Genomic DNA, 25,960 nt, shown 5'->3' with positions numbered 1-25,960 from the left:
GGGCCGTCCCGGCCGCTGTCGGTCGGCCGACATCCGCGTGTCAGCGACGTGTCGGTGGCCTGTCAGCGACGCCCGGCACGCTGGCGCCATGACAACAGCTGACCTGGTGATCGAGGCCGAAGGCCTCGTCAAGCATTTCGGCGAGACGAAGGCGCTCCAGGGCGTCGACCTCGCCGTCTCTCGCGGCACCGTCCTCGGTGTGCTCGGCCCCAACGGCGCCGGCAAGACGACGGCCGTCCGCATCCTGTCCACCCTCCTCGTCCCCGACGCGGGACACGCCCGCATCGCCGGCTACGACGTGGTCAAGGACGCCGAGCGCGTTCGCCAGTCGATCGGCCTCACGGGCCAGTACGCGTCCGTCGACGAGGACCTGTCCGGGCGCCAGAACCTCGTGCTCTTCGGCACGCTGCTCGACCTCGGCCGTGCCGGCGCCCGCGCCCGCGCCACCGAGCTGCTGGAGTGGTTCGACCTGACCGCTGCGGCCGACCGGCCCGCCAAGACCTACTCCGGTGGCATGCGCCGCCGCCTCGACCTCGCGGCGAGCCTCGTCGGCCGCCCCGACGTCATCTTCCTCGACGAGCCGACCACCGGCCTGGACCCCTCCAAGCGCGAGGACATGTGGGACGTCGTGCGCTCGCTGGTCACGGACGGCTCGACCGTCCTGCTGACCACCCAGTACCTCGAGGAGGCGGACGCGCTCGCTGACGAGATCACGGTCATCGACCACGGTCGCGTCATCGCGCACGACACCCCCGAGGGCCTGAAGCGCATCGTCGGCGGCCAGACCCTCGAGATCCGCCCGGCCGACCTGGGCCGCATGGAGGAGGCCGCGACCATCCTCGGTCAGGTGTCCTCCGGCACGCCCGCCGAGGAGATCCGCAAGGGCGTCCTCGCCGTGCCGGTGCAGGACGACTCCGCGATGACCGCCACGGTGTCGCGGCTGGCGAGCGCCGGCATCGGCGTGACTGAGCTCTCCCTGCACCTGCCCAGCCTGGACGAGGTGTTCTTCACCCTCACGGGGAGGACCGCGTCCGACGACGACACGGCCGACACGACCGAGACGAAGGAGGTGGCCTGATGACCACGGTCACCGAGCACCGATCCCCGCGCGCCGTGCCCACGTCGGCCGCCACCGTCGCGCGCAAGCCGTTCCCGCTGGTCCGGCACTCGCTGTCGCTGGCCAAGCGCAGCCTCATCAAGACGTGGCGGACGCCCGAGGCGCTCATCGACGTCACCCTGCAGCCGGCGATCTTCCTCGTGATCTTCGTCTACATCTTCGGCGGGGCCGTCGCGGGTGACACGACGACGTACCTGCAGTTCCTGCTCCCGGGCATCCTCGCCCAGACGATCGCGCAGGGATCCATCGCCATCGGCGTGAACCTGAACACCGACCTGGAGAAGGGCATCTTCGACCGCTTCAAGTCGCTGCCCATCCCGCGACCGGCGCCCCTGGTCGGCGCCGTGATCGGCGACGTCGTCCGGTACGTCATCGTCATCGTCTCGACGTTCGTCGTCGGCTACCTCATGGGCTTCCGGATCCTCACGGACCCGCTCAGCGCGATCGCCGGCTGCCTGCTGGCCATCGTGTTCGCCCTGTCCCTGTCCTGGGTCTCCGTCTTCGTGGGCATGAAGGTCCGGACCTCCGGCGCCGTGCAGGGGATCATGTTCCTCATCATCATGCCGCTGAGCTTCGCGTCGAACGTGTTCGTGCCGGCGGCGACCCTGCCCAGCTGGATGCAGACCTTCGTGCAGTGGAACCCGCTGACCCACCTGGTCGCCGCGATGCGTGGGTTCTTCCTCGGAGCTCCGATGGGCAACAGCGTCTACTACACGCTCGCCTGGTGCGTCGGGCTCGTCGCGGTGTTCATGCCGCTGGCCCTGCGGGCGTACCGCCGCAAGGTCTGACCGACCGTCACGACCGAGGGGCGACCCGGCACCGCGCCGGGTCGCCCCTTCGTGCGTCACCGTGTCTCATGGCATGAGAAGTCTTCCTCTGCCCCTTTCCCGGGGGGCCGCGGTTCGTAGGCTCCGTCTGTGAGCACCCCGACCGTCGTCGTCCTGCACGACAACCCCGACTGGTTGCCGCCCTTCGAGCGCGCCTTCGCCGACGAGGGCGTGCGGCTCGAGCCCTGGCACCTCGGCTCGCGGACCCTCGACCTGAGCGAGGCGCCCGACGATGCCGTGTTCTGGTCGCGGCTCAGCGCGTCCGCGCACACGCGCGGCGTGCCGCACGCGTACGACGCGGCGGCGGCTGTCCTGAGCTGGGCCGAGGGGGCCGGCCGGCGCGTGGTCAACGGCAGCCGGGTCGCGGCTCTCGAGGTGAGCAAGGTGCGCCAGTACTCGCTGCTTCGGGCCGCGGGGTTCGACGTGCCGCGGACCGTGGCGGTCGTCGGCGAGGAGCGGCTCGTGGCGGCGGCGCGGGTGTTCGACGGGCCGTTCATCACCAAGCACAACCGGGGCGGCAAGGGCCTCGGGGTGCGGCGTTTCGACTCGGTCGACGAGCTCGCGCAGGCGGTGTCGGCCGGCGGGCTGGAGCAGCCGATCGACGGCATCACGCTGCTCCAGGAGCTGCTCGTCGCGCCGGAGCCGTTCATCACGCGCGCGGAGTTCGTCGGCGGGGTCTTCCACTATGCGGTGCGCGTCGACACCTCCACGGGCTTCGAGCTGTGCCCGGCCGAGGCGTGCGCCGTGCCGGTCGACGGTGCCGTGCCGCCGCCGCTGTTCTCCGTCCGCGAGGACGTCGCGGCCGACCACCCGCTGGTGGTCCGGCTGGGCCGGTTCCTCGCGGACCAGGGCGTCGAGATCGCGGGCGTCGAGTTCTTCGAGACCATCGACGGGCGCGTGGTGCCCTACGACGTCAACACGAACACCAACTACAGCCCCGACGTCGAGGCGGAGGTCGCCGTGCCGGCCACAGCCGCCGTCGCCCGGTTCCTCGGTGACCTCGCGCGGACGAGCGCCGGCCGCCGGGCCGCCGCCTGACGATCAGGCGAAGTCCGCCGTCAGCTCGCGGATCCGGGCGGCCGCTGCGGTCGAGGGCTGGTCCCGCCACACCGCGAGCAGGCGCTCCCGGTCGTCGTCGTCGCCGAGAACGGTGGCCAGCGGTCCGTCGATCCCGAGCTGGAAGAGCATCACGAGGTTGGCGCCCAGCCGCACGCCGAGCGACCACAGGCTCCGGGCGAGGTCGTCGTCCCCGCGGCGCGCCGCGAGCTCGGCGATGCCGAGGGCGAACCCGCCGAGCACGGGCATGTCCTGGGTGACCAGCGCCTCGGGGGCGGCGGAGGAGAGCAGGTCGACGGCGCGCGCCATGGCCGCGGTGCGCTGCCCGACCTGCATGCCGGCGACACGCAGGTGGACGACGGCGGCGGCGACCCGGAAGGAGATCCGCGCCTGGGGGAGCTGGATCGACATCGACTCCACCAGGGCGGACGCGGCCTCGGCGTCCTGCAGCGCCTCGTCCACGCGGCCGGCCCGCCACGCGACGTGCGCCAGCCCGAGCAGGGCCTGCGCGGCGTCGGTGTCGTCGACCTGCGACGACGAGGTCACCTCGCGGAGTCGCCGGAACGCGTCGTCGTCGCCGTCGAGCGCGCGCTGGACGTCGAGCATCACGCGGATGCTCCGGACGTCCTGCATCGCCCCGACCACCTCGAGGTGCCGCAGGCCGCGCACCAGCCACTCCTGCGCGTCCGCACCCCCGTGCATGCTCTCCCACTGGCCGACGCCCTGAGCTGCCATCCCCATGCCCCAGTGGTCGCCGATCGACTCGAACTGCTGGTAGGCCTCGCGCGCGTCGCCGCTGGAGCGCGTCGAGTCGCCGGCGTTCTCCTGGACCGCGGCGCGCATGAACAGGCCGAGCCCGTGCAGGAACGGATCGCCGCTGGTGATGAGCCTGGACGCCGCGACGATGCTGGTGTCGACGTCGTTGGAGCCGATCGCGGGCATCACGGCGGCGAGGGCGGCGATCCGGGCCGAGACGCCGCCGGGCCGGTCGGCGAGCACCAGCCGCAGCGCCCGCCACGCCAGGGCCGCGAGCCGCATCGACTCGGAGACGCCGGCGTTGACCTCGGCGAACAGGCACGTCGCGGCGAGGCGGTCGGCGTCGGGCAAGGGGCGGCCGGACGTCGCGCCGACATAGAGCGGCGACACCCGGCGTGCGGCGTGGTCGTCGACCAGGAGCACGCGCTTGGCCCAGTCGATCACCTCGGCGTGCATGCCCCGCACGCTCCACAGGTGGAACAGCGCCGCGGTGATGTCGACCGCACCGGCCGTGTCGCCGTGCGCGACGGCCCAGCGCAGCGCCGCGAGGAACGTCTCTTGCTCGGCCGCGCACCGGTCGAAGGACTGCACCTGCCCGGAGCCGACAAACCCCGCGGCCAGCCGGACGGCCTCGGCCCCCGACCACCGGACCAGGCCGAACATGGCGTCCACCCGGTGCCCGGCCGCGTCGAGCCGTGCCTCGCCGTACTCCCGGACGGTCTCCAGCATCCTGTAGCGCGCCTGCCCGCCGTCCTGCTCGTCGAGAGTGAGCAGCGACTGCTCGACCAGCGTGGCCAACCGGCGGCGGACGGCGGGCGCCGTTCCGGTGCCGTCGACGGCGACGGCGGTCTCTGCCGTGAACGGCGCGGGGATGACGGCGAGCCGCTGGAACAGCTCCCGGTCGGGCGGGTCCAGCAGCTCGCGGCTCCAGTCGACCATCGCCCACAGGCTCGCGTGCCGCTCCGGCAGACCGCGCAGGGCGTCGTCCAGCAGCGCGAACCGGTCGGTCAGCGCCTCCAGCACGTCGTCGACGGTCATCGACCGCAGCCGGGCCGCGGCCAGCTCGAGCGCGAGCGGCAGGTTGTCCAGGCGGTGGCACAGCTGGAGCGCGCGCTCGGGGTCCCACCCGACGCTCTCTCGACCGGCCCGCGCGCGCGTCTCCAGCAGCTCGAGCGCGTCGGCGTCGGGCAGCATCCGCAGCCGATGCACGGACTCGCCGACGAGGCCCAGCGGTGCCCGGCTCGTCGCCAGCACCACCACGTCGGGGGAGGCGACGGCGAGCAGGTCGCCGACGACCACCGCGGCCGCGTCGAGCACGTGCTCGCAGTTGTCCAGCACCACCAACCCGTCGAGGTCCTGGGCGGCCAGCCGCAGGCGGTCCTCGGGGGTCAGCAGGCGCCGGTCGATGGTCAGGTCCGCGCGTGCCGCGGTCGTGTCGGACCCGCCGAGCGCAGCGAGCACCGTCGGCAGCACCTCGGCCGCCGCGCGCAGGCCGGCGAGCTCGATCACGCGGACGGACCCGCCCGCGGCGACGGCGCGCCGCGCGACCTCGCCCGCCAGCCGGGTCTTGCCAGCCCCGCCGGTCGCGACGACCGTGACCAGCGCCGACGACCCGAGCGCGGCCTCGACCTGCGCGACGTCGTCGTCGCGGCCGACCAGCGCCGTCGCGGGGCGTCGCCAGGCGGCCGGCAGCGCGAGGACCGCGCGTCGGCGGGCCGGCGCCGGCGGTCGCGCGGGTCCCGGCGCGAGCTCTCCACGCAGCAGGGCGAGGTGCGCCTGCGCGACGACGGGCGACGGGTCGGTGCCGTAGCGGTCGGCGAGCTCGTCCCGCACCTGCTCGACCACGGCGAGGGCCTCGGCGTCGCGCCCCTGCGCCGCCAGCACGCGCACCAGGAGGGCGACGAGCGGCTCGTCGGGCGGGGTCCGCAACGCGCACCGGCGCAGGTCCTCGACCATGTCGTCGACCTGGCCGAGCGCCAGGCCCGCCTGCGCCCGCAGCGTCACGACGTCGGCGAGCAGGTGTGCCGTGGCAAAGTCATCCAGGTCCGGGACCGCCGGCACGAGGTCGCGGGCTTCCCGGCCGAGGTCCCGGGCGCGTGCCGCGTCGCCGTGGCGGAGGGCGTCCCGGCCGCGGGCGAGCAGCTCCTCGGCGTCGACGACGTCGATGCGCAGGCCCTCGGTCGGCAGCCGGTAGCCGCCCGGCGCCGCCTCGACGGCGAACCCGAGGCGCCGGGAGCGCGAGACGAGCGCCTGCACCGCGCCGGCGGCGTCGTCGGGCGGGACGCCCTCCCAGACGTCCTCGACGAGCGCCGCGGAGGACACGGCCCGGCCGCGGGCGTCGAGGAGTGCCCCGACCAGCGCGACCAGGCGGTCGCCGCGGACGGGGCGGCCGTCGACGGCGAGCGCCCCGAGCGTCGTGATCTGCACGGGGACAGCATCGCGCACGGGGACGACACGGGGTGCGCCCGGGGTGCGCACGTCGGCCTCTGGACCGTTCGGGTGCATGTCCCGACGCTCGTGCGGCGGCTCTCCGGCGTGTCGCGGCGGGGCGTTCCGGACGAACCGGGCGCCGCGGGTGTGGACTGCGATGTGGAGTGGCCTGTGGGCAACCCGTGGATTACTGCGAGCGCCTGTGGATGCCTGTGCACGGCCCCGCGTCGACGCTGGTCGGGGGGCCGTGTCAGTGGTCGGCGGTAGCCTGGAACTTCTCCACAGGGTGAAGAATGACACGCTTGTCACTACAACCCCTAGTGGTCCATTGCGTGTGGGACCCCTAGGTGTAGTGTCTAGTCACGACGCAGTGGKGGAACCGGCTCCTAGGCTTTATGTCCGATTCGGGCTCGGTTCATCCCTCGCATCCGGCCCGGAGACGGGCCCACCAGCATCAGGAAGAACGCTTCGCGAACGCTCCGGGGGAGCTTCCGCAGGCAGGACGAGCGGACAGGACATGGGGAGCCCACGATGACGATCACGGTCTACAGCAAGCCGGCGTGCGTGCAGTGCAACGCGACCTACCGCGCGCTCGACAAGCTCGACGCCGAGTACACGGTCGTGGACATCAGCGAGGACGCCGACGCGCGTGACTACGTCATGTCGCTCGGTCACCTGCAGGCTCCCGTCGTGATCGTCGACGGCGAGCACTGGTCGGGCTACCGCCCGGACCGCATCAAGGCGCTCGCCGACCGCCTGGCCACCGCGGTCGCCTGACGTCGCAGGGCGATCGCCCTGCACAGACTCCCCGGGCCGGCGCTGGTGAATGCCGCGCCGGCTCGGCGGGCTCGCCGCAGCGACAGCACGACCCGAGCGAGGGGATCCGACCGATGAGCTCCCTGGTCTACTTCTCCTCCGCCTCGGACAACACCCACCGATTCGTGCAGAAGCTCGGTCTGGCAGCCCAGCGCATCCCGTTGCGGCCGACAGACCCGTTCCTGCACGCCTCCGAGCCGTACGTGCTGATCCTGCCGACGTACGGCGGAGGCAACGAAGGTGGCGCAGTACCCAAGCAGGTCATCAAGTTCCTCAACGACGAGGACAACCGTGCGCTGATCCGCGGAGTCATCGCGGCCGGCAACACGAACTTCGGCGAGGCCTACTGCATCGCAGGGGACATCATCGCGGCCAAGTGCCGCGTCCCCTACCTGTACGGGTTCGAGCTCATGGGAACGAACGAGGACGTCACAGCCGTCCGTGAGGGATTGGGAAGATTTTGGCAGCGACAGTCGCAGATACCCGCGTAGAGACGTCGGGACTGGATTACCACGCCCTCAACGCCATGCTGAACCTGTATGGCGCGAACGGCGAGATCCAGTTCGACAAGGACCGTGAGGCGGCGCGGGCGTACTTCCTGCAGCACGTCAACCAGAACACGGTCTTCTTCCACGACCTCAACGAGAAGCTCGACTATCTCGTGGAGAACAAGTACTACGACCCCGAGGTCCTCGCGCAGTACGACCGCGCGTTCATCAAGACCTTGTTCGAGTACGCCTACTCCAAGAAGTTCCGCTTCCAGACGTTCCTCGGCGCGTTCAAGTACTACACGTCGTACACGCTGAAGACGTTCGACGGGAAGCGGTACCTCGAGCGCTTCGAGGACCGGGTCTGCATGGTCGCCCTCGCGCTGGCGGAGGGAAACCAGGACTTCGCGATCTCCCTGGTCGACGAGATCGTCTCCGGCCGCTTCCAGCCGGCGACGCCCACGTTCCTCAACCTCGGCAAGGCGCAGCGCGGCGAGCCCGTCTCCTGCTTCCTGCTGCGCATCGAGGACAACATGGAGTCGATCGCGCGCGGCATCAACTCCGCCCTGCAGCTGTCCAAGCGCGGCGGCGGCGTGGCCCTCCTGCTCAGCAACATCCGCGAGCACGGCGCGCCCATCAAGCACATCGAGAACCAGAGCTCCGGCGTCATCCCCGTGATGAAGCTGCTCGAGGACTCGTTCTCGTACGCCAACCAGCTGGGTGCCCGCCAGGGCGCCGGTGCCGTGTACCTGCACGCGCACCACCCGGACATCTACCGGTTCCTCGACACCAAGCGCGAGAACGCCGACGAGAAGATTCGCATCAAGACGCTCTCGCTCGGCGTCGTCATCCCGGACATCACGTTCGAGCTGGCCAAGAAGAACGAGCCGATGTACCTCTTCTCGCCGTACGACGTCGAGCGTGTGTACGGGGTGCCGTTCGCGGACATCAACGTCACCGAGAAGTACTACGAGATGGTCGACGACGCGCGGATCAAGAAGACCAAGATCAGCGCCCGCGAGTTCTTCCAGACGCTGGCGGAGCTGCAGTTCGAGTCCGGCTACCCGTACGTGATGTTCGAGGACACGGTGAACCGGGCCAACCCGATCGCCGGCAAGATCACGCACTCCAACCTGTGCTCGGAGATCCTGCAGGTCTCGACCCCCTCGGAGTACAACGAGGACCTCTCGTACAAGACGGTCGGCCGCGACATCTCCTGCAACCTCGGCTCGATGAACATCGCGCTGTCGATGGACTCGCCCGACTTCGGCAAGTCGGTCGAGGTGGCCATCCGCGCCCTCACCGGCGTCTCCGACCAGACAGACATCGAGTCGGTCCCGTCCATCAAGAAGGCGAACGCCGGCGGCCACGCCATCGGCCTCGGCCAGATGAACCTGCACGGCTACCTGGCCCGCGAGCGCATCTTCTACGGGTCGGACGAGGGCCTCGACTTCACGAACATCTACTTCTACACGGTGGCGTACCACGCGATCCGCGCCTCGAACCTGCTCGCGCAGGAGCGGAAGCAGAAGTTCTACGGCTTCGAGGACTCCAAGTACGCGACCGGCGAATACTTCGAGAAGTACATCGAGAAGGAGTGGAAGCCGAAGACGGCCCGCATCGAGGCGCTGTTCGCCGAGGCCGGCGTGCACATCCCGACGCAGGACGACTGGCGCGCGCTGGCCGAGCTCGTCAAGGAGCACGGCATCTACAACCAGAACCTCCAGGCCGTCCCGCCCACCGGGTCGATCTCGTACATCAACCACTCGACGAGCTCGATCCACCCGATCGCGTCGAAGATCGAGATCCGCAAGGAAGGCAAGATCGGCCGCGTCTACTACCCGGCGCCGTTCATGACGAACGACAACCTGGAGTACTACCAGGACGCGTACGAGATCGGCTACGAGAAGGTCATCGACACCTACGCCGAGGCGACGCAGCACGTCGACCAGGGCCTGTCGCTGACCCTCTTCTTCAAGGACACGGCGACCACCCGTGACCTGAACAAGGCGCAGATCTACGCCTGGCGCAAGGGCATCAAGACGATCTACTACATCCGCCTGCGCCAGCTCGCGCTGGAGGGCACCGAGGTCGAGGGCTGCGTCTCGTGCATGCTCTGACCCCCGATCTGTTCGACACGAAGGAAGCAACCCGATGAGCGAGAAGCTCAAGCTCGTCAGCCGCGTCTCGGCGATCAACTGGAACCGGCTCGACGACGACAAGGACGCCGACGTCTGGGACCGCCTGGTCGGCAACTTCTGGCTGCCGGAGAAGGTCCCGGTGTCCAACGACGTGCAGTCGTGGGCCACGCTGACGGAGCAGGAGAAGACGCTCACCATGCGCGTCTTCACCGGCCTCACGCTCCTGGACACCATCCAGGGCACGGTCGGCGCCGTCTCGCTCATCCCGGACGCGATCACGCCGCACGAGGAGGCCGTCTACACGAACATCGCGTTCATGGAGTCGGTGCACGCCAAGTCGTACAGCTCGATCTTCTCGACGCTGTGCTCCACCAAGGAGATCGACGAGGCGTTCCGCTGGTCGGAGGAGAACCCGAACCTGCAGCGCAAGGCCGAGATCGTCATGGAGTACTACCGCGGCGACTCGCCCCTCAAGCGCAAGGTGGCCAGCACGCTGCTCGAGTCGTTCCTGTTCTACTCGGGCTTCTACCTGCCGATGTACTGGTCCAGCCGCGCCAAGCTCACCAACACGGCCGACCTCATCCGCCTGATCATCCGCGACGAGGCCGTGCACGGGTACTACATCGGCTACAAGTACCAGAAGGGCCTGGAGAAGCTGTCGGCGGCCGAGAAGGCCGAGCTCAAGGACTACACGTTCGAGCTCCTCTTCGAGCTGTACGACAACGAGGTCGAGTACACGCAGGACCTCTACGACGGCGTCGGCCTGACCGAGGACGTCAAGAAGTTCCTGCGCTACAACGCCAACAAGGCGCTGATGAACCTCGGCTACGAGTCGCTGTTCCCGCGCGACGAGACCGACGTGAACCCGGCGATCCTGTCGGCCCTGTCCCCGAACGCCGACGAGAACCACGACTTCTTCTCCGGGTCCGGCTCGTCGTACGTCATCGGCAAGGCCGTCAACACCGAGGACGACGACTGKGACTTCTGACCCCGTCGCTCAGCAACACACGAACGGCCGACCCTCTCGGGGGTCGGCCGTTCGGCCTTCTCGGCTGTAGGCCGACTCTCGGCCTTGCATTTCGACTGTGAAGGTTGAGCGCGGCCTCGCTGAGGCGGCCCCGACCTGGCGCCTCCGCGAGCTCCCGCAGCGCGTCGAGGTGCACGGCGCCCGGCTCCGTCCGGAGCACGACGATCGTCTGCCCGATGAACGGCGCCAGCGCCGTGCTCCGCACCAGCAGGCCGATGCCGCACGACGACCTGGTTGCGCACTCCCACTCTTGCCACGGACGGCCGGGCGACGGACACTGAGCGGACCCTTCCGGTCGGAGGTGTTCGACGTGCGCAACGACTCCACGTTCCCCGATGCTCTTCCGGTGCTTGCCGCCGGGCACCATCGGGACCCTGTCGACGGGGGCTGTCTCATGGAGTGGGTGAGCCTGCTCGCGGGCGAGCGCTGGAGCGACCACCCCGCGTGCACCCATCCCCTGCTGGCCCACCTCGCTCGCTCGGTCAACGACCGCGTGAGCGACGCGTCCCGGCCGGCGCTCATGCACCTGCTGCCGATGCTCACCGGTGCTCGCAGCGACGACCGGTCGTGGTCCCTGGAGATCGCCGCGGTCACCGTGCGGCACGCCCTCCGGCGGGCGGGCGCGCAGGACGGGCGCGAGCTCGCTGTCGCCCTGTTGACGCTCGACCGGCTGCTCGCGGCGACGGACGGGCGGGCACCGGCCGAGATGCGCGCGACGACCACCGAGGCGCTCGCGACCGTCCCGACGGCCGCCGCGTGGGCCGAGGAGTTCACGCGGGCGATGGGCGCGCCGCGGCACGTCCGCGGCCTGACGCGCGGGATGGTCGACGCCTCGATCACGATCGTCTCGGCGGCATCCGACGCTGACGATGCGCTCGTCGCGATGCTCACCGATGCAGTCCTCACGTGCCAGGACCTCGCGCGCGCCCGGGCGGCCGCGGTCATCGATCGCTCTCGCGAGGCGACGCCTGAGAGGTTCGACGGGAGAACGCCCGACACAAGCTCCGCGACGTCGATGGCGGGCGTTCAGGGCTGATCCCTGTGGCGGGGTCGTGTTGGCCAGATGAGGCAAGCCTCACCTGAATAGGCCTCTGACCTGCGGGTAAGCCAGCCCTTCCTGGCTATGCAGGGTGGGTGCGACGGGTCTAGCGTCGAGAAGAACACGCACGCCGTCCCCCACGGAGGTCGTCATGAGCACCCTGATGGACATGCCCGCCGTTGCCGAGTGTTCGGTCGCCGGTTGTTCGTACAACGACCACTCGCACTGCCACGCGGCCGCCGTGAACATCGGCGGCGTCGGCGGGGACGCGCAGTGCACCACGTTCTTCCCGCTCAGCACCAAGGGCGGCCTCGACAAGGTCATCACCCACGTGGGCGCCTGCCAGCGCGCCGAGTGCGTGCACAACTCGGCGCTCGAGTGCGCCGCCGAGTCCATCCGCGTCGGGGCGGGCCACGAAGAGGCCGACTGCCTCACCTTCGCTCCGCGCTGATCCCCCGAGCGTCACGACGGCCGCCCCGAAGGTCCGGGGCGGCCGTCGTCGTGCCCGGCGTCAGGGGTGCGACGCGACCTCGACGAGGTCGCGGATGAGCACGGCGGCCGCGGGCACCAGCTCGCGCTCGCCGGGCACCAGGGACGGGTCCTTGGCCCGCAGCGCGGCTGCGTCGTCCAGCGCCACCAGCGGGTCGACGTCCGTCGCCTGCAGGAACGCGGCGAGCAGGGCGCGGGCCGCCTGCGAGTAGACGCCGCCGGCGTCGACGGCCACCTCGGCGACGATCAGCGCGGTGAGCGAGACGTCGAGCTCGGCGGTTCCGGTGCGTGCGTTCGCCCAGTCGACCAGCGCGGGGCCGTGGCTCTCGGTGAGGATCACGTTCCCGGGGTGCAGGTCGAGGTGCATGATCGCCGGCCCGGAGCTGACGAGTGGCCACGAGTCGGGCTCGTCCGGCCCCCAGTTGTGGGGCGGGGCGATGGCGTGCAGGCGGGCATGCAGGTCCGTGAGGATCGCGGCAGCGTCGGGGATCGAGACCTCACCGGCCGCGAGCGCCTGGAGCAGGGTCGGTCCGTGCAGGCGCTCCATGACGAGGTCGGGTCCGCTCGCCTGGTGGACGGCGGGAGCGGGGAAGCCGTGCGCGACGACGTGGCGCAGAAGCTCCACCTCGGGCGAGGCGTCGCGCCCCGAGCGGTAGCGGCGCAGGACGTGCTGCTCGTCGAGCGCGAAGACGTCGGCGGTCTCGCCGGAGGCGATCAGCGGGCCGGGCTCGTCGGACGCGGCCAGCGCGGCATCGACGGTCGGGAGGGGGTGGTCGACGGGGACGGTCGAGCGACGGTCCGGCTGCGTCGGGAGGTCGGGTGCCACGTCGTGCGGGTGGTTCTCAGCGGCCCCGGCCGCCCTCTGTTCCGAAGGCGTCGCGGGATCGCTCGGAGCAAGTCCGGCGGAGTTCATGGATCGACGGTAGACGCATTCGCCCGAGATGTCCCCCATCGACTACCAAGAAGTCCCTGACCTGCGCTTGACCTCCCGGACACCTGTCGGCCATGCGGTGGATCAGGGCCGGGAGACCCGCTCGAGCGTCTGCAGCGCCTGCTCGTGGGTGGCCGGGAGCGGCTCGACCCAGACGCGGACCGGCTGGCGTGCGGAGGCCCGGACCTCCAGCAGCTCGCACCGCCGGGCGATCTCGAGGTGGAGCTTCTCGAGGGGCGGGTGCGGGTCCTCGTCGGCGCGCGCCAGGATCGCAAACACCCCGCCGCCCAGGGTCGCCATCGGGTGACCCTCGCCGTAGGTGTGGGTCAACGCGGCGCCCACCGCGGCGGACCGCGCGGCGCGCGTGAAGGGGTCGACGGTGCCGACGGCCACGTCGACGAGCACGAGGTGGTGGCCGAGATCCGCGACCGTCCGCGCGCGTTGCGTCGGGAGCGAGGCGTCGCGGTAGGTCTCCGCGAGGCGGATGGCGAGGTACTGCCGGGTGGGCAGTCCCGACTCGGGGTCGAGCGCGGTGCCGAACGCCATCGTGCCGGCCTGGGCGTCCGCCCAGCCCTCGCAGAGGGAGCGCAGGACGGTCATCGGCGGCTCCGCGGCGCCGAGGGTGCGGTACAGGCAGGAGAGGTCGTCCATGGTCTCGCCGATGCCGACGCCGTCGTACCCGCGCGCCCGGCCGAGCTCGGCGGCCGCGAGGTCGGGATCGCCGGCGGCGAGCAGCGCGGTCGCGAGTGCGTCCACGGCGGGGTGGTACCAGTCGGCCGGGCGCAGCCAGACGGAGCCGACGCTCTCGTGGCGCCAGCGGTCCCGCAGCGCTGCTGGCAGCACCCCGTCCGGGCCCGGCAGCGCGGGCAGGGCAGCGTTTTTCGACCCTGGGTTCATCGTCACGCCGGATGAGAGGCCGACAGATGTCGGCCATGACGCCGGTCTGCCTCTTTTCACCCGGTGAATTTCACCCTGCTTATGTCGAAACGCCGCATATGGCAGGCTGTGCATCCGTACAGGGAAGTCGACGGGAGTGTTCGTGTCAGCAAGCGCGGAGCTCGACAGCGGGGTCGTGGGCGATGCGGAGCTCATCGCGTCTGCCCGTTCCGGCGACGCCGCCGCGCTTGGCGCGCTCTACGAACGACACTCCGGGGCCGCGTGGGTGGTCGCACGGCAGTACACCGACTCCCCGGCCGACGCCGACGACGTCGTCGCCGACTCGTTCGCCGCCGTGTTCGGGGCGCTCCAGCGCGGCAGCGGGCCCGAGTCCGCGTTCCGCGCCTATCTCTTCACGGTCGTGCGCCGGGTGGCGGGGCTGCGGCGCGAGAAGGCACGTCGCGTCCAGCCGACGGACGATATCGCCGTCCTGGAGGCCGGGACGGCGCTCGCCGGGACGGCCGAGGAGCCGGCGCTCGCGGGCTTCGAGCGGGGGGTCGTCGCGCGCGCCTTCCATTCGCTGCCCGAACGGTGGCAGGCCGTGCTGTGGCACACGGAAGTCGAGGGACTCAGCCCGGCGGAGATCGCCCCGACCCTGGGGCTGACCGCCAACGGTGTGGCTGCCCTGGCGTATCGCGCGCGGGAGGGCCTGCGACAGGCGTACCTCCAGGAGCACCTGCAGGATCCGCTCACCGAGGGCTGCCGGTCGGTCGCGGGCAAGCTCGGGGCATACGTGCGCGGTGGGCTGGGCACGCGCGAGACGGCCCAGGTCGACGCGCATCTGGAGACCTGCGGGATATGCCGTGGCCTGGTGCTCGAGCTCGGGGACGTCAACCACGGCATGCGCGCGGTCATCGCGCCTCTGGTGCTCGGGTTCGCGGGGCTCGCTGCGCTGGGCGTGCTGCTGCCGTTCGGCGGTGGGACCGCGGTGGGAGCCGCGGCCGCGGGTGCCGGCGGTRTGGGCACGGGCGGTGTCGGGGCTGGCGGTGGCGCGGCGGCCGCAGGCGGAGCGGCCGCCACCCCTGTCGCCGCTGGGAGTGCCGGAGCGGCTGCTGCCACCCCTGTCGCCGCTGGGAGTGCCGGAGCGGCTGCTGCCACCCCTGTCGCCGCTGGGAGCGCCGGAGCGGCTGCTGCCACCCCTGTCGCCGCGGCGAGCGCCGGAGCGGCTGCTGCCACCCCTGTCGGCGCGGCGAGCGCCGGGGCGGCTGCTGCCACCGGTGTCGCCGCTGCGAGCGCCGGAGCGGCCGGTACCGGGACGATCGGGGTTGTCGTCGGCGCCGGGGCGGCTGGTGGTGTAGCCGCGGCTAGCGGCGCGGCGGCGTTCCTCGCGGCGATCCCCACGGGCGCGGCCGCGGTCGCCGTGGGCAGCGTCGCGCTGGCAGCGGTCGCCGCGGTCAGCGTGGTCCAGCTGCTCGGCGCCCCCGGCGACTCGGCCGATGCCACTCCGACGCCGTCCTCGAGCGAGACGCCGAGCTCGGACGCTCCCGACCCGTCGTCGGCCGCGGGGGCGCTCGTGGGCCCGCAGCCCACCGACATCCCGACCATGGACTCGACCGCCATCGTGCCCATCCCGGAGCCGACGGATCTCGAGAACGCCGACGGCACCGCGCTGGACGACGCACCCGCCGAAACCGTGACCGCCGACCCGCCGATCACGCAGACGACGGACCCGGTCGCGCCGACGGACGCGGTGGTCCCGACGGACCCGGTCGCGCCGACGGACCCGGCCGCCCCGACGACCCCGGTCGCGCCGACGGACGCGGTCGTCCCGACGGACCCGGTCGTCCCGACGGACCCGGTCGTCCCGACGACCCCTGTTACACCCGACCGACCCGGTAGACCCGACCGACCCGGTCGCCCCGACCAACCCGGTCGCCCCGACCCACCCGGTCGAGGCGACCCGCCCGGTCGACCCGACGGAACCGGAAGACCCGACGTACCCCGCAGGCCGTGACGGTCGAGCTCTCCCGGGCGGGCCGTCGCTCCAGGCGGGGCCGCTGCCCGGGAGCTGTCGTTCGGCCGGCACAACAGCGGCCAGGCCGTGGCGACCGATCTCGTCGCTGCCCGCTGGCGTGACGCTGGACGGTGTGTGGCGGCTGCTGCGGGTCTCGATCGACGAGTCGTACGACCGGGAAGACGGCGAGGCCGCCTTCGACTCCCCGCGACCGGGTGGCGGGCGGGCAACTCCCTGGGCACGGACGCCAAGGCGTTCCAGCAGGTCACGCTCGCGTGCGACGCGGGCTCGCTGACCGCGACGACCGCCGGCGACCGGTACCTCGTCGGGGCTCCGGTCGACGCCGGCCGGCGACGTCGGGGCGCCCGCGGCCGGCTGATCAGACGAGGGCGGCGGTGACCGCCTCGGTCACCGGCACGTCCCCGCCGACCAGCTCGAGCACCAGCTGCGCGGACCGCGGCTCGTGGAGCAGCGCCTCCAGCACGGCCGCGACGTCGGCGCGTGGCACCGAGCCGCGCGGGACCGACGGCTCGAGCGCCACGGTCCCGGCGGCGGGCTCGTCGGTGAGGGCCCCGGGCCGCAGGATCGTCCAGGCGAGCTCGCGCGCTTGCAGGTCCTGCTCGGCCGCCCGCTTGGCGACGAGGTACGCGGCGAACACCTCGTCGGTGCCCGGCGGCGGCGGCGCACCGGCGCCCATCGACGAGACGAGCACGTAGCGGCGGACGCCCGCCTGCTGGGCGCCGTCGGCCAGCAGGGCCGCTGCGGCGCGGTCGACGGAGTCCTTGCGGGCGATGCCGCTGCCCGGCCCTGCCCCGGCGGCGAACACGACGGCATCGGCACCTGCGATCGCCTCGGCGACGTCCCGCGCGTTGGCCCGTTCGAGATCGAGCACGACCGCCTCTGCGCCGTCCGCGACGACGTCGTCGACGTGACCGAGCTGACGCACGAGTGCGACGGGAACGTCCCCCCGCGCGCTCAGGGCACGGGACAGGTGGCGGGCGACCTGCCCGTGGCCCCCCGCGATCGCGATGCGCATGTGCTCCACGGTAGGGATGCGGACGGGGACCGGCGACCGGGGGCGCGCTGCCGGGCTCCGCAGCCCCCAACGGGCCCGGCAACGCTGGTCCTCAGCCGACATCCCCCGGGTCGGCGAGGACGTCGAGGAGCCGCAGGTGGCTCAGTCGGTCGCCCAGGCGGTGCACGTCGTCGGACCCGGCCGGGGCCAACGACAGCGCGGTGTACGTGTCCGCGCCGGGGATCATCTCGGTCGCGAACTCGCGCAGCACCTCGGCCACCTCGGCCAGGTCACCCGGCGCGTGGGCGGTGCCAGGCGGCAGGCTCACGTACAGGACGAGCCCTGGTTGCGGGCGGGGCAACGGGGTGGGCAGCGAGGCTGGCAGTGCCATGGGGTGTCTCCGGGGTGCGCGGTCCGCGGGCCCGTGGACGGGCGGCGGTGTGGTCGAGGGCCTGGTGGATCAGGACCGATGACACGCGCACGGATACGCGGCGACGGGGCGCTGCGCAGACGTGGTCATGACCGGACTGTCGCACGATCGCTCGCCGACACCAAGGGAGATTCGTCGGTGTCCCAGGGGGTGGGACGAGCTAGACGACCCCGTACAGCCGGTCGCCCGCGTCACCGAGGCCCGGCACGATGTACGCCTTGTCGTTGAGCCGCTCGTCCACGGCCGCGACGACGACGGACACGTCGGCCCGGTCGCCCACGAACTTCTCGACGACCGCGAGCCCCTCGGGCGCGGCGAGGAGGCAGACGGCCGTCACGTCGCGCGCGCCGCGCTTCAGCAGGTAGTCGATCGCGGCGACGAGCGTGCCGCCGGTGGCGAGCATGGGGTCGAGGAGGAAGCACTGGCGACCCGAGAGGTCGTCCGGGAGCCGGTTCGCGTACGTGATGGCCTCGAGCGTCTCCTCGTCGCGCTGCATGCCGAGGAAGCCCACCTCGGCGGTGGGCAGCAGGCGGGTCATCCCGTCGAGCATGCCGAGCCCGGCGCGCAGGATGGGCACCACGATCGGGCGCGGGTCGGCCAGCTTGACGCCCGTGGTCGCGGTGACCGGCGTGACGATGTCGACGGCCTCGACGTGCACCTCGCGCGTCGCCTCGTAGGCGAGCAGGGTGACCAGCTCGTCGACCAGGAGCCGGAAGGTGGGGGACGCCGTGTTGACGTCGCGCAGGACGGTGAGCTTGTGGGCGACCAGGGGGTGGTCCGCGACGTGCAGGCGCATGTGCTCAACCTACCGGCCTCCCGCCGCTGGGCTGCGGCCTGCGCGATGATGCCCCCATGACCTCGCCCGTGACCGAGCCGCGCCGTCCGGAGCAGCCGGCCGACGCGTGGGCGATGGGGCTCGCGCTCGACGAGGCCCGTCGTGCCGTGCTCACGGACGACGTCCCCGTCGGCGCGGTCGTCGTCGGACCCCAGGGTCAGGTCGTCGGACGAGGCCGCAACACGCGCGAGGCGCACGCCGACCCGACCGGGCACGCGGAGATCCTCGCGCTGCGCTCCGCCGCGGACACCCTCGGTCGCTGGCGGCTGGACGACTGCACCCTCGTCGTGACCCTGGAGCCGTGCCTCATGTGCGCGGGTGCCACGGTGCTGGCCCGGATCCCTCGGCTGGTGCTCGGCGCGTGGGACCCGAAGGCCGGAGCGTGCGGGTCGCAGTGGGACGTGGTGCGCGACCGGCGGCTCAACCATCGGGTCGAGGTGGTGGGCGGGGTGCGGGCGCAGGAGTGCGGGCTGCTGCTGCAGCGGTTCTTCGAGGCCCACCGGCCCTGACTCAGCGCGGCGTCGGCAGCGTCTCGGCCAGGTCCGTCAGGGTCTCCGACGTCCCCGCGTCGAGCGTCACGGCCGCGTACTTGTCTCCGCGGGTGGCGCCCCGGTTCACGACCACCACGGGCTTGCCCGTCTGCGCGGCGTGCCGCACGAACCGCAGGCCGGACTGCACGGTCAACGACGAGCCGGCGACCAGCAGCGCGTCGGCGGCGTCGACCATCGCGTACGCCCGCTCCACCCGCTCGCGCGGGACGTTCTCGCCGAAGTACACGATGTCGGGCTTGAGCATCCCGCCGCACGCGCTGCAGGCGGCGACGACGAAGCCGCTGGTCTGCTCGATGACGGCGTCGGCGTCGGGCGCGATCTCGATGTCCGCGACCGCCGCGGCGAGGCCGGGGTTGAGCGTGTCGAGCCGGGTGGCCAGCTCGGCGCGGGAGATCGCCGTGCCGCAGGCCAGGCAGCGGACCCGGTCGTACCGGCCGTGCAGGTCGATCACGTGACGGGATCCCGCGGCCTCGTGCAGCAGGTCGACGTTCTGCGTGATCAGGCCCGTCACGACACCTCGGGCCTCCAGGGCTGCGAGCGCCCGGTGGCCCGCATTCGGCATCGTCCGGTGCACGTGCCGCCACCCGACGTGGTTGCGGGCCCAGTAGTGCCGGCGGAAGGCCTCGTCGCCCGTGAACTGCTGGAACGTCATCGGCGTGCGCGGCGGGGAGTCCGGGCCGCGGTAGTCGGGGATGCCGGAGTCCGTCGAGACCCCCGCGCCCGTGAGCGCAGCCAGGCGGTGGCCGGCGAGCACCTCGACGACGTCGGCGAGGGAGCCGGCGGTCATCGGGACGGCGTCCGGGGTGGTGCTCACCGGTCCACCGTACGACGCCGATTCGGAGGCAGGGCCCTCGACCAGGTACCCTTCTCGCCGAGGTAGCGTGTCCGAGCGGCCTAAGGAGCACGCCTCGAAAGCGTGTGTGGGTGAAAGTCCACCGTGGGTTCAAATCCCACCGCTACCGCCGATCGAAACCCCTGTCGGGTCCTGACCCGACAGGGGTTTCGCATGTCCGGGGACGACGCGCTCACTCGGAAGTCCCAGGCGCTAGGGCCAGCCCCGGGCGGTCGCACTCGAGCGTGAGCAGCAGCCCGGCCCAGCCGCCGGTCAGCACGTCGACAGGCTGCGCCACGTCGGACCCCAGCCGCGCGGCGACACCGCGGGCGGCTGCCAACGACGATCTCCGACCGGTCCGGGCGTGGGCGGCGAGCGCCCGGTGTGCTCGTCCCAGCGGGCTGCGCGCCGACGGGATGGGCGGGAAGGCGTGGCCGCTGCGGGCCGACCAGAGCAGCGCGAGGTCGAAGGCGAGCGGGTCGCCGGTGAGCGTGGCCACGCGGTCGAGGAACCAGGCGACGTGGGCGGCGCGGGCGTCGTCGGCCGACGACCACGCCGGGCCGTCGACGTCGAGCGTGATCAGGACGGTGCGGAGGTCGGGCAGCCGAGGGGCCGGCGCGGTCCGCGCCGCGACGAACGCGTCGCGGAACGTCCGCAGCGAGGCGTACCGGCGTGTCGGATCGGTCGACAGCGCCCGGCGCAGCACGCGCTCGAGCGCGGGCTGGGGCAGAGCACCGACCGCGACGAACGGGCGCGGCCGGTCCTCCACGAGCCGGCGCAGGGCCTCGTCCCGCTCGCACGCGAGGTCGAGCGCCGCGGCGCCGGCCACCAGGCGGAAGACCATAGCCGCCACCGCGTACTGCTCGGCGGCGGCGTCGAGCGGGGGCGTCGGGGTGCCGGCGCGAAGAGCGGCAGCGGCCGCCGGGTCGAGATACTCGCCGCCGCCCGGCCGGGGCGGGGGCGCGACGCCCGTGCCCGCGAGCCCGAAGTCGACCAGCGTCACGCGGCCGTCGGGACCGACCAGCACGTTGCCGGGGTGGACGTCGCCGTGCAGGACGCCGCGCTCGTGCAGGTCGACGTAGGCGTCGAGCACCGCGGTGGCGACCCGTCGGCGTCCCTCGTCGTCGGCCATCAGGACCGCCAGGTCCGCCGCGTCGCCGTCGATCTCGTCGAGCACCAGCGTGCCGCCCGTGGGCGAGAGCGCGTGCCACACGAGCCGAGGGGCGACCGAGCCGCCGAGCACGCCGAGCGCCTCGAGCTCGCGGCTGACGAGGCCGGGTCCGTGCACCTCGTCGTCGACGACCTTGACCACCACCCGCGTGCCGTCCGCCAGCGCGGCCCGCCAGATCTCGCTGTCGCGCAGCACGCGGATGCGGGACGTGATCGTGGCCGGTCCGACCCGCTCGCCGACCCGGTGCCGGTCGTGCAGGAACTCGGCGGGCGCCGTGCCGTCGGCCACGAGGATGTCGCTGCGGGTGAGCGCGACGAGGACGCCGAACGACTCGTCCAGCGTGCTCATCGGGTCCCCGCCCACCTCGGCGGCGTACGCGAGGACGGCCTCGACCAGCGTCGACGGCTGCCGGAAGTGCTCGAGCAGGGCCATCGCGTCGCCGGACAGGAGCTGCGGCGGGACGCGGCTGCCGCGCCGGGCGACGAGCACCTCGCCCTGGTCGGGCATCGGCACGGACTCGACGTCGCCGTGCAGGACGTAACGGAGCTCGGCGGCGGTCATGCCGGCACCCGGTTGTCGGGCTGCCAGGTCGCGACGTCGACGGAGTCGGCGAGCGAAGCCAGCGCGTCGTCGGCGACCTGGGCATGCGGGGCGTCGGGTCCGAGGGCCGCGCGCCGGTCGACCAGCGACTCGGCGACGGTGCGGCACACGACCGCGCGCCAGCTCTGCCGGCCCTGGTCGCGGCCGCGGGAGACGATGCCGGTGGCGCCGACCTGGCCCGTGAACGGCACGCCCTGCGCCTCGAGCCCGTCGAGCGCGCCCGCGAGGACGGCGGCGCACTCGTCGGCCCGCCGCGCCGACGGGAGGTAGAGCACGATCTTGTCCGCTCGGTGCAGCCCGGCGGCGTCGGCGCCGACCTTCCACGACGGCACCCCGAGCGCGACGGCGGTGGCGAAGAGGACGGGCAACGCCGCGGGCAGGCAGGGGAGCGCGGGGCTGACGTAGACCTTGTGCACCTGCGTCGACGTGTCGGTGCCYGGCGCGGTCCACCCGTTCCAGTGCTCGGTCCGGGACCTGTCGTAGTGCTCCAGCGCGCCCCCCACGGACCGCTCGGCGCGGTCGACGAGGAAGCGCGGCAGCCGGGGGTCCTCGCGCGGGTCGAGCGCCGTGCCGCCGGACCGGTAGAGGACGGCGGTGAGCTCGTCCGGACCGACCCACCCGGCGAGCGCCGCCGCCCGGACGACCGCGGTGCGGGTCATCCGGGCGAGGCGCCCGCCGGGCGGGGTCGACATCGGTCAGCCCTTGAGGACGGACGTCGCGTAGGAGAGGTCCTCCGCGGACGGCTTCATGGCCTCGATCTGCTGCTCGACGGCCTTCAGCGTCACCGTGAGCGTCTCGCGCACCTGCTGCAGGTCGGCCTCCTGGAGCCGACCGACCGGCGTGACGATCGGGGTGATCGACGTCGGGATCGTGTAGAGCGTGGTGTCGTCGGCAGGCAGGAAGACGCTGCCGCCGCCGCGTGCCTGCACCTGGGCGATCTGCGGCGACAGTGCCGCGACGCGGATGATCGGCGACGTCTCGGGGACCGTCGGCGGGTTGGTCAGCTTGTCGTGCCACGGGAACTTCGGCACGCGCTGGACGTACAGGTCTTTCACGTAGAACCCCATGGTTACCCCTCCCAGGTTGCCCGCGCCGGTCGGCGCCGGGCCCGGCGGCCCCGGTGGGGTCGCTCACCGAGGAGGAGCGGAGGCCGGGGAGGGAGATACGGACGGCGGCCCGGTCAGGTCAGGTTCGCCCGGCGCATCTCGGCCGCGAGCGCGGCGTGCAGGTCGTACGGTCTCCGCTCGAGCTCCTCGACCACCTTCTCGACGACCTCCGGCGGCTTGTTCTGGCTCAGCTTCTCGACCATGCGGAAGCTCCGGACGTGCAGCCGCACGCCGACCGTCCCGCGAGCCATCGCGCGGGCGGGACCGTCGTACGCCGGCAGGAGCCGCGCACCCGCACCGGTCCCCTCGAAGTGCTCGACGAGGCGGCCGAGCACGGCGTAGTTCTCCTCGGCCGACAGCACCTCGGGCCGGCAGGTGAGGTGGGCGCTGACGTGGTTCCAGGTGGGCACGAACTGACCCTCGGGGTACCAGCTGGTCGAGATGTAGGCGTGCGGCCCCTGCACGACGACCAAGACGTCGGACCCGTCGAGCCGGTGGTTCAGCTCGTCGGGGCGGCCGAGATGCGTGACCAGCGACATCGCGTCGTCGGCACGCTCCTCCCAGAGCATCGGGTAGTGGCTGGCAGCCAGCCCGTCGTCCGTCGCGGAGACGAGCGTCGCCCACGGGTAGCCGTCCACGAGTGCGCGCAGCGCGGCCGCGTCCTGGGTGGCGAACTTCGGGTTCTGGAGCACCTCGCGATGATGCCACGGGCCTCAGCGGCTGACGCCGACGCGCTCCTTCGCGGTTCCGGTGGTCGCGCCGGAGACGTCGCGGCGCAGGTAGTTCCAGGCGAGGAACGCGCAGACCAGCCCGTTCAGGGCGCCCATGAGCACGTCGGACGGGCTGTGCATCCCGCGGTAGAGCCGGGCGGTGCCCACGCCGACGGGCACCAGCAGGCACAGGATGGTGACGACCACCCGGGCGACCGGGTTGCCGATCCGCTGGGCGACCATCGCGAGCGTGACGTAGAACGCGGTCGAGGCGCCGGTGTGCCCGCTCGGGTACGCGGAGGTGGGCGGGGAGTCGTCCAGGTGCTCGACGTCGGGGCGCTCGCGGCCCACCACCAGGGCCGCGGTCATGAAGACGGCCGCCTGCACGGCGATCGCCATCGCGGGCACGATCGCGAGCCACCACTGCTTGGTGCGCCACCAGAACAACCCGACGAACAGCAGGCAGGCGCCGATGATGAACTCGGTGGTGCCGATCGCCGACAGGGCGGCCGTGACGGAGTTCAGGGCCGGCGTCCGCACGGAGACGAACCACCGGTTGACCGCCGCCTCCCCCGGCAGGCCGCCGAGCGGTCCGGTGATGAGGAACCCGACCCCGACGACGACGACCCACAGCCCGACGGCGGGCACGAGCATCCGGACCGCGAAGTCCCTCCAGGCCTCCTTGCGCGTGGGCGCCGTCGTGTCGAGCTCATAGCGGTGCAGGAAGGTGTGCATCATTCCTCCGTTTCGGGAGCAGTCGCGGACCAGCCGCTGTAGCCCAGGTAGGACGCGCCCACGAGGGCGGTGCCGAGCGCGAACCCCGCGACGACGTCGGAGGGGTAGTGCACGCCGAGCAGCACGCGGTCGAGCCCGGTGAGCAGGGTGACGGTGGCCGCGACGACCGGGACGATGATCCGTCCGCGGCGCCCGAGCAGCGGCCAGAGCAGCAGGGTCAGGGTCAGCGCCACCGCGGCCGTGTTCGTCGCATGGCCCGACGGGAAGCTGGAGCCGGGTGCGTGCTCGAGGGCGTCCTGCACCACCGGTCGCGCCCGCTGCACCACGCCCTTGGCGCCGAGCTGCACGGCCCACGCGGCCATGATGGTGAGGAACGCCCATAGCGCCCGGGTGGTCAGGCCGTGGCGGCGCCACACCCAGACGCAGACCAGGGTGGCCGCGAGGTTCACCCACTTCGCCTGGAAGAGCTGCTGCCACACGACCAGCGCCTGCTCGAGGTCCGGGTGCGCGCGCGTGAACGACGTGGCGCCCTCGATGGCCTGGCGGTCCAGGCGCAGGACGTCCTCCACCTCGGCCCGCACGACGTAGGCGAGCACGGCGACGGGCACCGTGAACGCGATCGCGAAGGCCCCGGCGCGCAGCAGCGCGCGGCGACGGAGCGGCAGGGGACGCATGCCGGAACGGTAAGTGCGTCGGCGTCGCCGCGCGCGGCGAGCCGCTCAGCCGACGATGGTGACGACCGTCCCGGCGGGTGCCTGCCACAGCAGGTCGAGCACGTCGTCCGCCACCCGGACACAGCCGTTGGAGACTGCCCCCGTGCCGCGCAGCGTGGTCGTGTGGATCGCGGTCGCCGAGGTGCCCGTCACCTTGTCGTAGTCGTCCATCGTCTCGCTCTGCGTCGAGAGCAGCAGGACGCGCGGCGTGGTGGTGCCGGGCTCCAGCCATCGGGTGCCGACGAGGAACCCGGGCACGTGCGGGGTCGGCTTGTCCGGGCTGCCGGTCGCCTTGACGGGGAAGACGCGCGCGGCCGCGCCGTCGTCGACCGTGATCGTCTGCGCGGCGGTGTCGACCTGGACGGTCCAGCTGGTGCCGGCCGCCTCGGTGTCGGCGGCGTCGATCCACGCGCTGCGGTCGTTGACCTGGGTGGTGTCCTGGCTGGGAAGCGCGCCGCGGGTGGCGAGCATGACGCGCAGCCACCGGCCGCGCTGGTCGATCACCGGCAGCGTGGTGCGGACCTGGAGCGTCAGCGCGGGCACGACGCCGACGGCGGCGCCCGCGGGTGCCACGCGTGCGGCGGTGTCGCGCACGACGACGACGGTCTGCCAGCGGCCCAGCGCCGGGTCGTCGTTGGCGCGCTGCGTGAGCCCGTCCGTGCCGGGCAGGCCGGCGACGACGTGCAGGGGGTCGGTGACCGGCAGCGCGGCGAGGTCGGCCGGCGGCGGCGTTGGGACCGCAGGAGCGACGGCCTTGGCCACGGCGACCGGGGCGGCGACCACCACGGGTGCCGGTGGCGCCACGTCTGTCTGGCCCGAGCACGCCCCGGTCAGCACGAGAACCGCGGTCGCGACGAGGGCGCCGACCTTCGTGCGTGCCACGCCCCACCTCCGCCCGAGGACAGCCGACGACGTCCCGAGAAGTCATCGTGCGCCTGCCACGCACGATCCGGCAAAGCGACCGACTGTCGGACATTCCATCTCACGATGTGGTCGGGTGTTTGACGCCCTCGCGGTCCCTGTCTAAATTCCCTACCAATAAGGTCAAGATTTCCAGTGCGAAGCCCCGGCTAGCTGGATGGCAACCCTCCGCATGGTGGGGTGCCCCGGGTGAGGACCTGGTCACGGCGGGATCTGTCCGCCGTCGACAACATGCGAGCCCCGGCAACCGCCGGGACGAAGGGACGGACCATGGACGCGACCGGGGCCACCACCCGTTCGATGCTGACGCGTTCCTGTCCGGCCCTCTGTCGCC

Annotated in this window: 25 protein-coding genes, 1 tRNA gene and 1 riboswitch; of the genes, 12 read left to right on the top strand and 14 right to left on the bottom strand. The window is 72.4% G+C overall.

The window, feature by feature from the left end; genetic code table 11:
- Nucleotides 1-88 precede the first annotated feature (88 nt).
- The 3 genes from ACXJKA_RS10505 (at nt 89) to ACXJKA_RS10495 (ending at nt 2,982) form a co-directional block, all read left to right on the top strand.
- Nucleotides 89-1,078: an ATP-binding cassette domain-containing protein gene (locus ACXJKA_RS10505; protein ID WP_456825136.1), complete on the top strand. Its 990-nt coding sequence runs from the start codon at nt 89-91 to the stop codon at nt 1,076-1,078.
- Nucleotides 1,078-1,905: an ABC transporter permease gene (locus ACXJKA_RS10500; protein WP_456825135.1), complete on the top strand. Its 828-nt coding sequence runs from the start codon at nt 1,078-1,080 to the stop codon at nt 1,903-1,905. The genes ACXJKA_RS10505 and ACXJKA_RS10500 overlap by 1 nt, the downstream gene beginning before the upstream one ends.
- A gap of 129 nt (nt 1,906-2,034) precedes the next feature.
- Nucleotides 2,035-2,982 carry an ATP-grasp domain-containing protein gene (locus ACXJKA_RS10495; protein ID WP_456825134.1) on the top strand — a complete coding sequence of 316 codons (948 nt, stop codon included), beginning with the start codon at nt 2,035-2,037 and terminating at the stop codon, nt 2,980-2,982.
- A 3-nt stretch (nt 2,983-2,985) separates the two neighbouring features.
- Here the strand turns inward: ACXJKA_RS10495 and ACXJKA_RS10490 are convergent, their stop codons facing one another.
- Nucleotides 2,986-6,183 carry a BTAD domain-containing putative transcriptional regulator gene (locus ACXJKA_RS10490; RefSeq protein ID WP_456825133.1) on the bottom strand — a complete coding sequence of 1,066 codons (3,198 nt, stop codon included), beginning with the start codon at nt 6,181-6,183 and terminating at the stop codon, nt 2,986-2,988.
- 534 nt (nt 6,184-6,717) lie between these two features.
- Here ACXJKA_RS10490 and nrdH point away from each other — a divergent pair.
- From nrdH to ACXJKA_RS10460, 6 genes are all read left to right on the top strand, one after another.
- Nucleotides 6,718-6,963: a glutaredoxin-like protein NrdH gene (gene nrdH / locus ACXJKA_RS10485; protein ID WP_370503192.1), complete on the top strand. Its 246-nt coding sequence runs from the start codon at nt 6,718-6,720 to the stop codon at nt 6,961-6,963.
- A 113-nt stretch (nt 6,964-7,076) separates the two neighbouring features.
- Nucleotides 7,077-7,493, top strand: coding sequence for a class Ib ribonucleoside-diphosphate reductase assembly flavoprotein NrdI (gene nrdI / locus ACXJKA_RS10480; RefSeq protein ID WP_456825132.1), 417 nt, complete (start codon nt 7,077-7,079; stop codon nt 7,491-7,493).
- Complete coding sequence (nrdE, locus tag ACXJKA_RS10475; RefSeq protein WP_456825131.1) at nt 7,463-9,610, top strand: class 1b ribonucleoside-diphosphate reductase subunit alpha; 2,148 nt, start codon at nt 7,463-7,465, stop codon at nt 9,608-9,610. Before nrdI ends, nrdE begins: the two co-directional genes overlap by 31 nt.
- A gap of 34 nt (nt 9,611-9,644) precedes the next feature.
- Nucleotides 9,645-10,619 carry a class 1b ribonucleoside-diphosphate reductase subunit beta gene (gene nrdF, locus ACXJKA_RS10470; RefSeq protein WP_456825130.1) on the top strand — a complete coding sequence of 325 codons (975 nt, stop codon included), beginning with the start codon at nt 9,645-9,647 and terminating at the stop codon, nt 10,617-10,619.
- 349 nt (nt 10,620-10,968) lie between these two features.
- Nucleotides 10,969-11,694 (top strand): hypothetical protein, encoded by a 726-nt coding sequence (locus ACXJKA_RS10465; protein ID WP_456825129.1) that lies wholly within the window; start codon nt 10,969-10,971, stop codon nt 11,692-11,694.
- A gap of 154 nt (nt 11,695-11,848) precedes the next feature.
- On the top strand, nt 11,849-12,148 hold the full coding sequence (locus ACXJKA_RS10460; RefSeq protein ID WP_456825128.1) for a DUF1540 domain-containing protein: 300 nt from the start codon (nt 11,849-11,851) through the stop codon (nt 12,146-12,148).
- Between the two features lie 60 nt (nt 12,149-12,208).
- Here ACXJKA_RS10460 and ACXJKA_RS10455 read toward each other — a convergent pair whose 3' ends face one another.
- On the bottom strand, nt 12,209-13,012 hold the full coding sequence (locus tag ACXJKA_RS10455) for a phosphotransferase (RefSeq protein WP_456825127.1): 804 nt from the start codon (nt 13,010-13,012) through the stop codon (nt 12,209-12,211).
- A 189-nt stretch (nt 13,013-13,201) separates the two neighbouring features.
- Nucleotides 13,202-14,014 carry a hypothetical protein gene (locus tag ACXJKA_RS10450; RefSeq protein ID WP_456825197.1) on the bottom strand — a complete coding sequence of 271 codons (813 nt, stop codon included), beginning with the start codon at nt 14,012-14,014 and terminating at the stop codon, nt 13,202-13,204.
- 142 nt (nt 14,015-14,156) lie between these two features.
- Here ACXJKA_RS10450 and ACXJKA_RS10445 point away from each other — a divergent pair, with 142 nt between their 5' ends.
- Nucleotides 14,157-16,007, top strand: coding sequence for a sigma-70 family RNA polymerase sigma factor (locus ACXJKA_RS10445; protein WP_456825126.1), 1,851 nt, complete (start codon nt 14,157-14,159; stop codon nt 16,005-16,007).
- A 379-nt stretch (nt 16,008-16,386) separates the two neighbouring features.
- Here ACXJKA_RS10445 and ACXJKA_RS10440 read toward each other — a convergent pair whose 3' ends face one another.
- From ACXJKA_RS10440 to upp, 3 genes are all read right to left on the bottom strand, one after another.
- Entirely contained in the window at nt 16,387-17,043 is a 657-nt protein-coding gene (locus tag ACXJKA_RS10440; RefSeq protein ID WP_456825125.1) for an SDR family oxidoreductase, read from the bottom strand.
- Between the two features lie 91 nt (nt 17,044-17,134).
- A complete protein-coding gene (locus tag ACXJKA_RS10435; protein ID WP_456825124.1) occupies nt 17,135-17,413 on the bottom strand; it encodes a hypothetical protein in 279 nt (92 codons plus the stop codon).
- A gap of 199 nt (nt 17,414-17,612) precedes the next feature.
- Nucleotides 17,613-18,248 (bottom strand): uracil phosphoribosyltransferase, encoded by a 636-nt coding sequence (gene upp, locus ACXJKA_RS10430; protein ID WP_456825123.1) that lies wholly within the window; start codon nt 18,246-18,248, stop codon nt 17,613-17,615.
- Between the two features lie 56 nt (nt 18,249-18,304).
- Between upp and ACXJKA_RS10425 the strand changes: the two genes are divergently transcribed.
- The gene (locus ACXJKA_RS10425; protein WP_456825122.1) at nt 18,305-18,796 is read left to right on the top strand and encodes a nucleoside deaminase; all 492 of its coding nucleotides are present in this window, start codon (nt 18,305-18,307) and stop codon (nt 18,794-18,796) included.
- Nucleotide 18,797: 1 nt separating this feature from the next.
- Here the strand turns inward: ACXJKA_RS10425 and ACXJKA_RS10420 are convergent, their stop codons facing one another.
- Nucleotides 18,798-19,625 carry an NAD-dependent protein deacetylase gene (locus ACXJKA_RS10420; RefSeq protein WP_456825196.1) on the bottom strand — a complete coding sequence of 276 codons (828 nt, stop codon included), beginning with the start codon at nt 19,623-19,625 and terminating at the stop codon, nt 18,798-18,800.
- 88 nt (nt 19,626-19,713) lie between these two features.
- Between ACXJKA_RS10420 and ACXJKA_RS10415 the strand changes: the two genes are divergently transcribed.
- Nucleotides 19,714-19,800 (top strand) — tRNA-Ser (locus tag ACXJKA_RS10415).
- A 63-nt stretch (nt 19,801-19,863) separates the two neighbouring features.
- On the opposite strand, the gene ACXJKA_RS10410 is transcribed toward ACXJKA_RS10415, so the two are convergent.
- From ACXJKA_RS10410 to ACXJKA_RS10380, 7 genes are all read right to left on the bottom strand, one after another.
- Entirely contained in the window at nt 19,864-21,402 is a 1,539-nt protein-coding gene (locus ACXJKA_RS10410; RefSeq protein WP_456825121.1) for an AarF/UbiB family protein, read from the bottom strand.
- A complete protein-coding gene (locus tag ACXJKA_RS10405; RefSeq protein WP_456825120.1) occupies nt 21,399-22,133 on the bottom strand; it encodes a hypothetical protein in 735 nt (244 codons plus the stop codon). Before ACXJKA_RS10405 ends, ACXJKA_RS10410 begins: the two co-directional genes overlap by 4 nt.
- 3 nt (nt 22,134-22,136) lie before the next feature.
- Nucleotides 22,137-22,508, bottom strand: a complete 372-nt coding sequence (locus tag ACXJKA_RS10400; RefSeq protein WP_456825119.1) for a hypothetical protein — start codon at nt 22,506-22,508, stop codon at nt 22,137-22,139.
- A 113-nt stretch (nt 22,509-22,621) separates the two neighbouring features.
- Nucleotides 22,622-23,239: an FMN-binding negative transcriptional regulator gene (locus tag ACXJKA_RS10395; RefSeq protein WP_456825118.1), complete on the bottom strand. Its 618-nt coding sequence runs from the start codon at nt 23,237-23,239 to the stop codon at nt 22,622-22,624.
- A gap of 21 nt (nt 23,240-23,260) precedes the next feature.
- Entirely contained in the window at nt 23,261-23,992 is a 732-nt protein-coding gene (locus ACXJKA_RS10390; protein WP_456825117.1) for a phosphatase PAP2 family protein, read from the bottom strand.
- Nucleotides 23,992-24,666 (bottom strand): phosphatase PAP2 family protein, encoded by a 675-nt coding sequence (locus ACXJKA_RS10385; RefSeq protein WP_456825116.1) that lies wholly within the window; start codon nt 24,664-24,666, stop codon nt 23,992-23,994. The genes ACXJKA_RS10390 and ACXJKA_RS10385 overlap by 1 nt, the downstream gene beginning before the upstream one ends.
- A 45-nt stretch (nt 24,667-24,711) precedes the next feature.
- On the bottom strand, nt 24,712-25,587 hold the full coding sequence (locus tag ACXJKA_RS10380) for a L,D-transpeptidase (RefSeq protein WP_456825115.1): 876 nt from the start codon (nt 25,585-25,587) through the stop codon (nt 24,712-24,714).
- 160 nt (nt 25,588-25,747) lie between these two features.
- Nucleotides 25,748-25,865: riboswitch (SAM riboswitch) on the top strand.
- Nucleotides 25,866-25,960: the final 95 nt, after the last annotated feature.

This window comes from Cellulomonas sp. P5_E12 (assembly GCF_054049315.1).
Note: the sequence above shows the minus strand (reverse complement) of the source record. Positions and strands in the feature narration are given on the sequence as shown.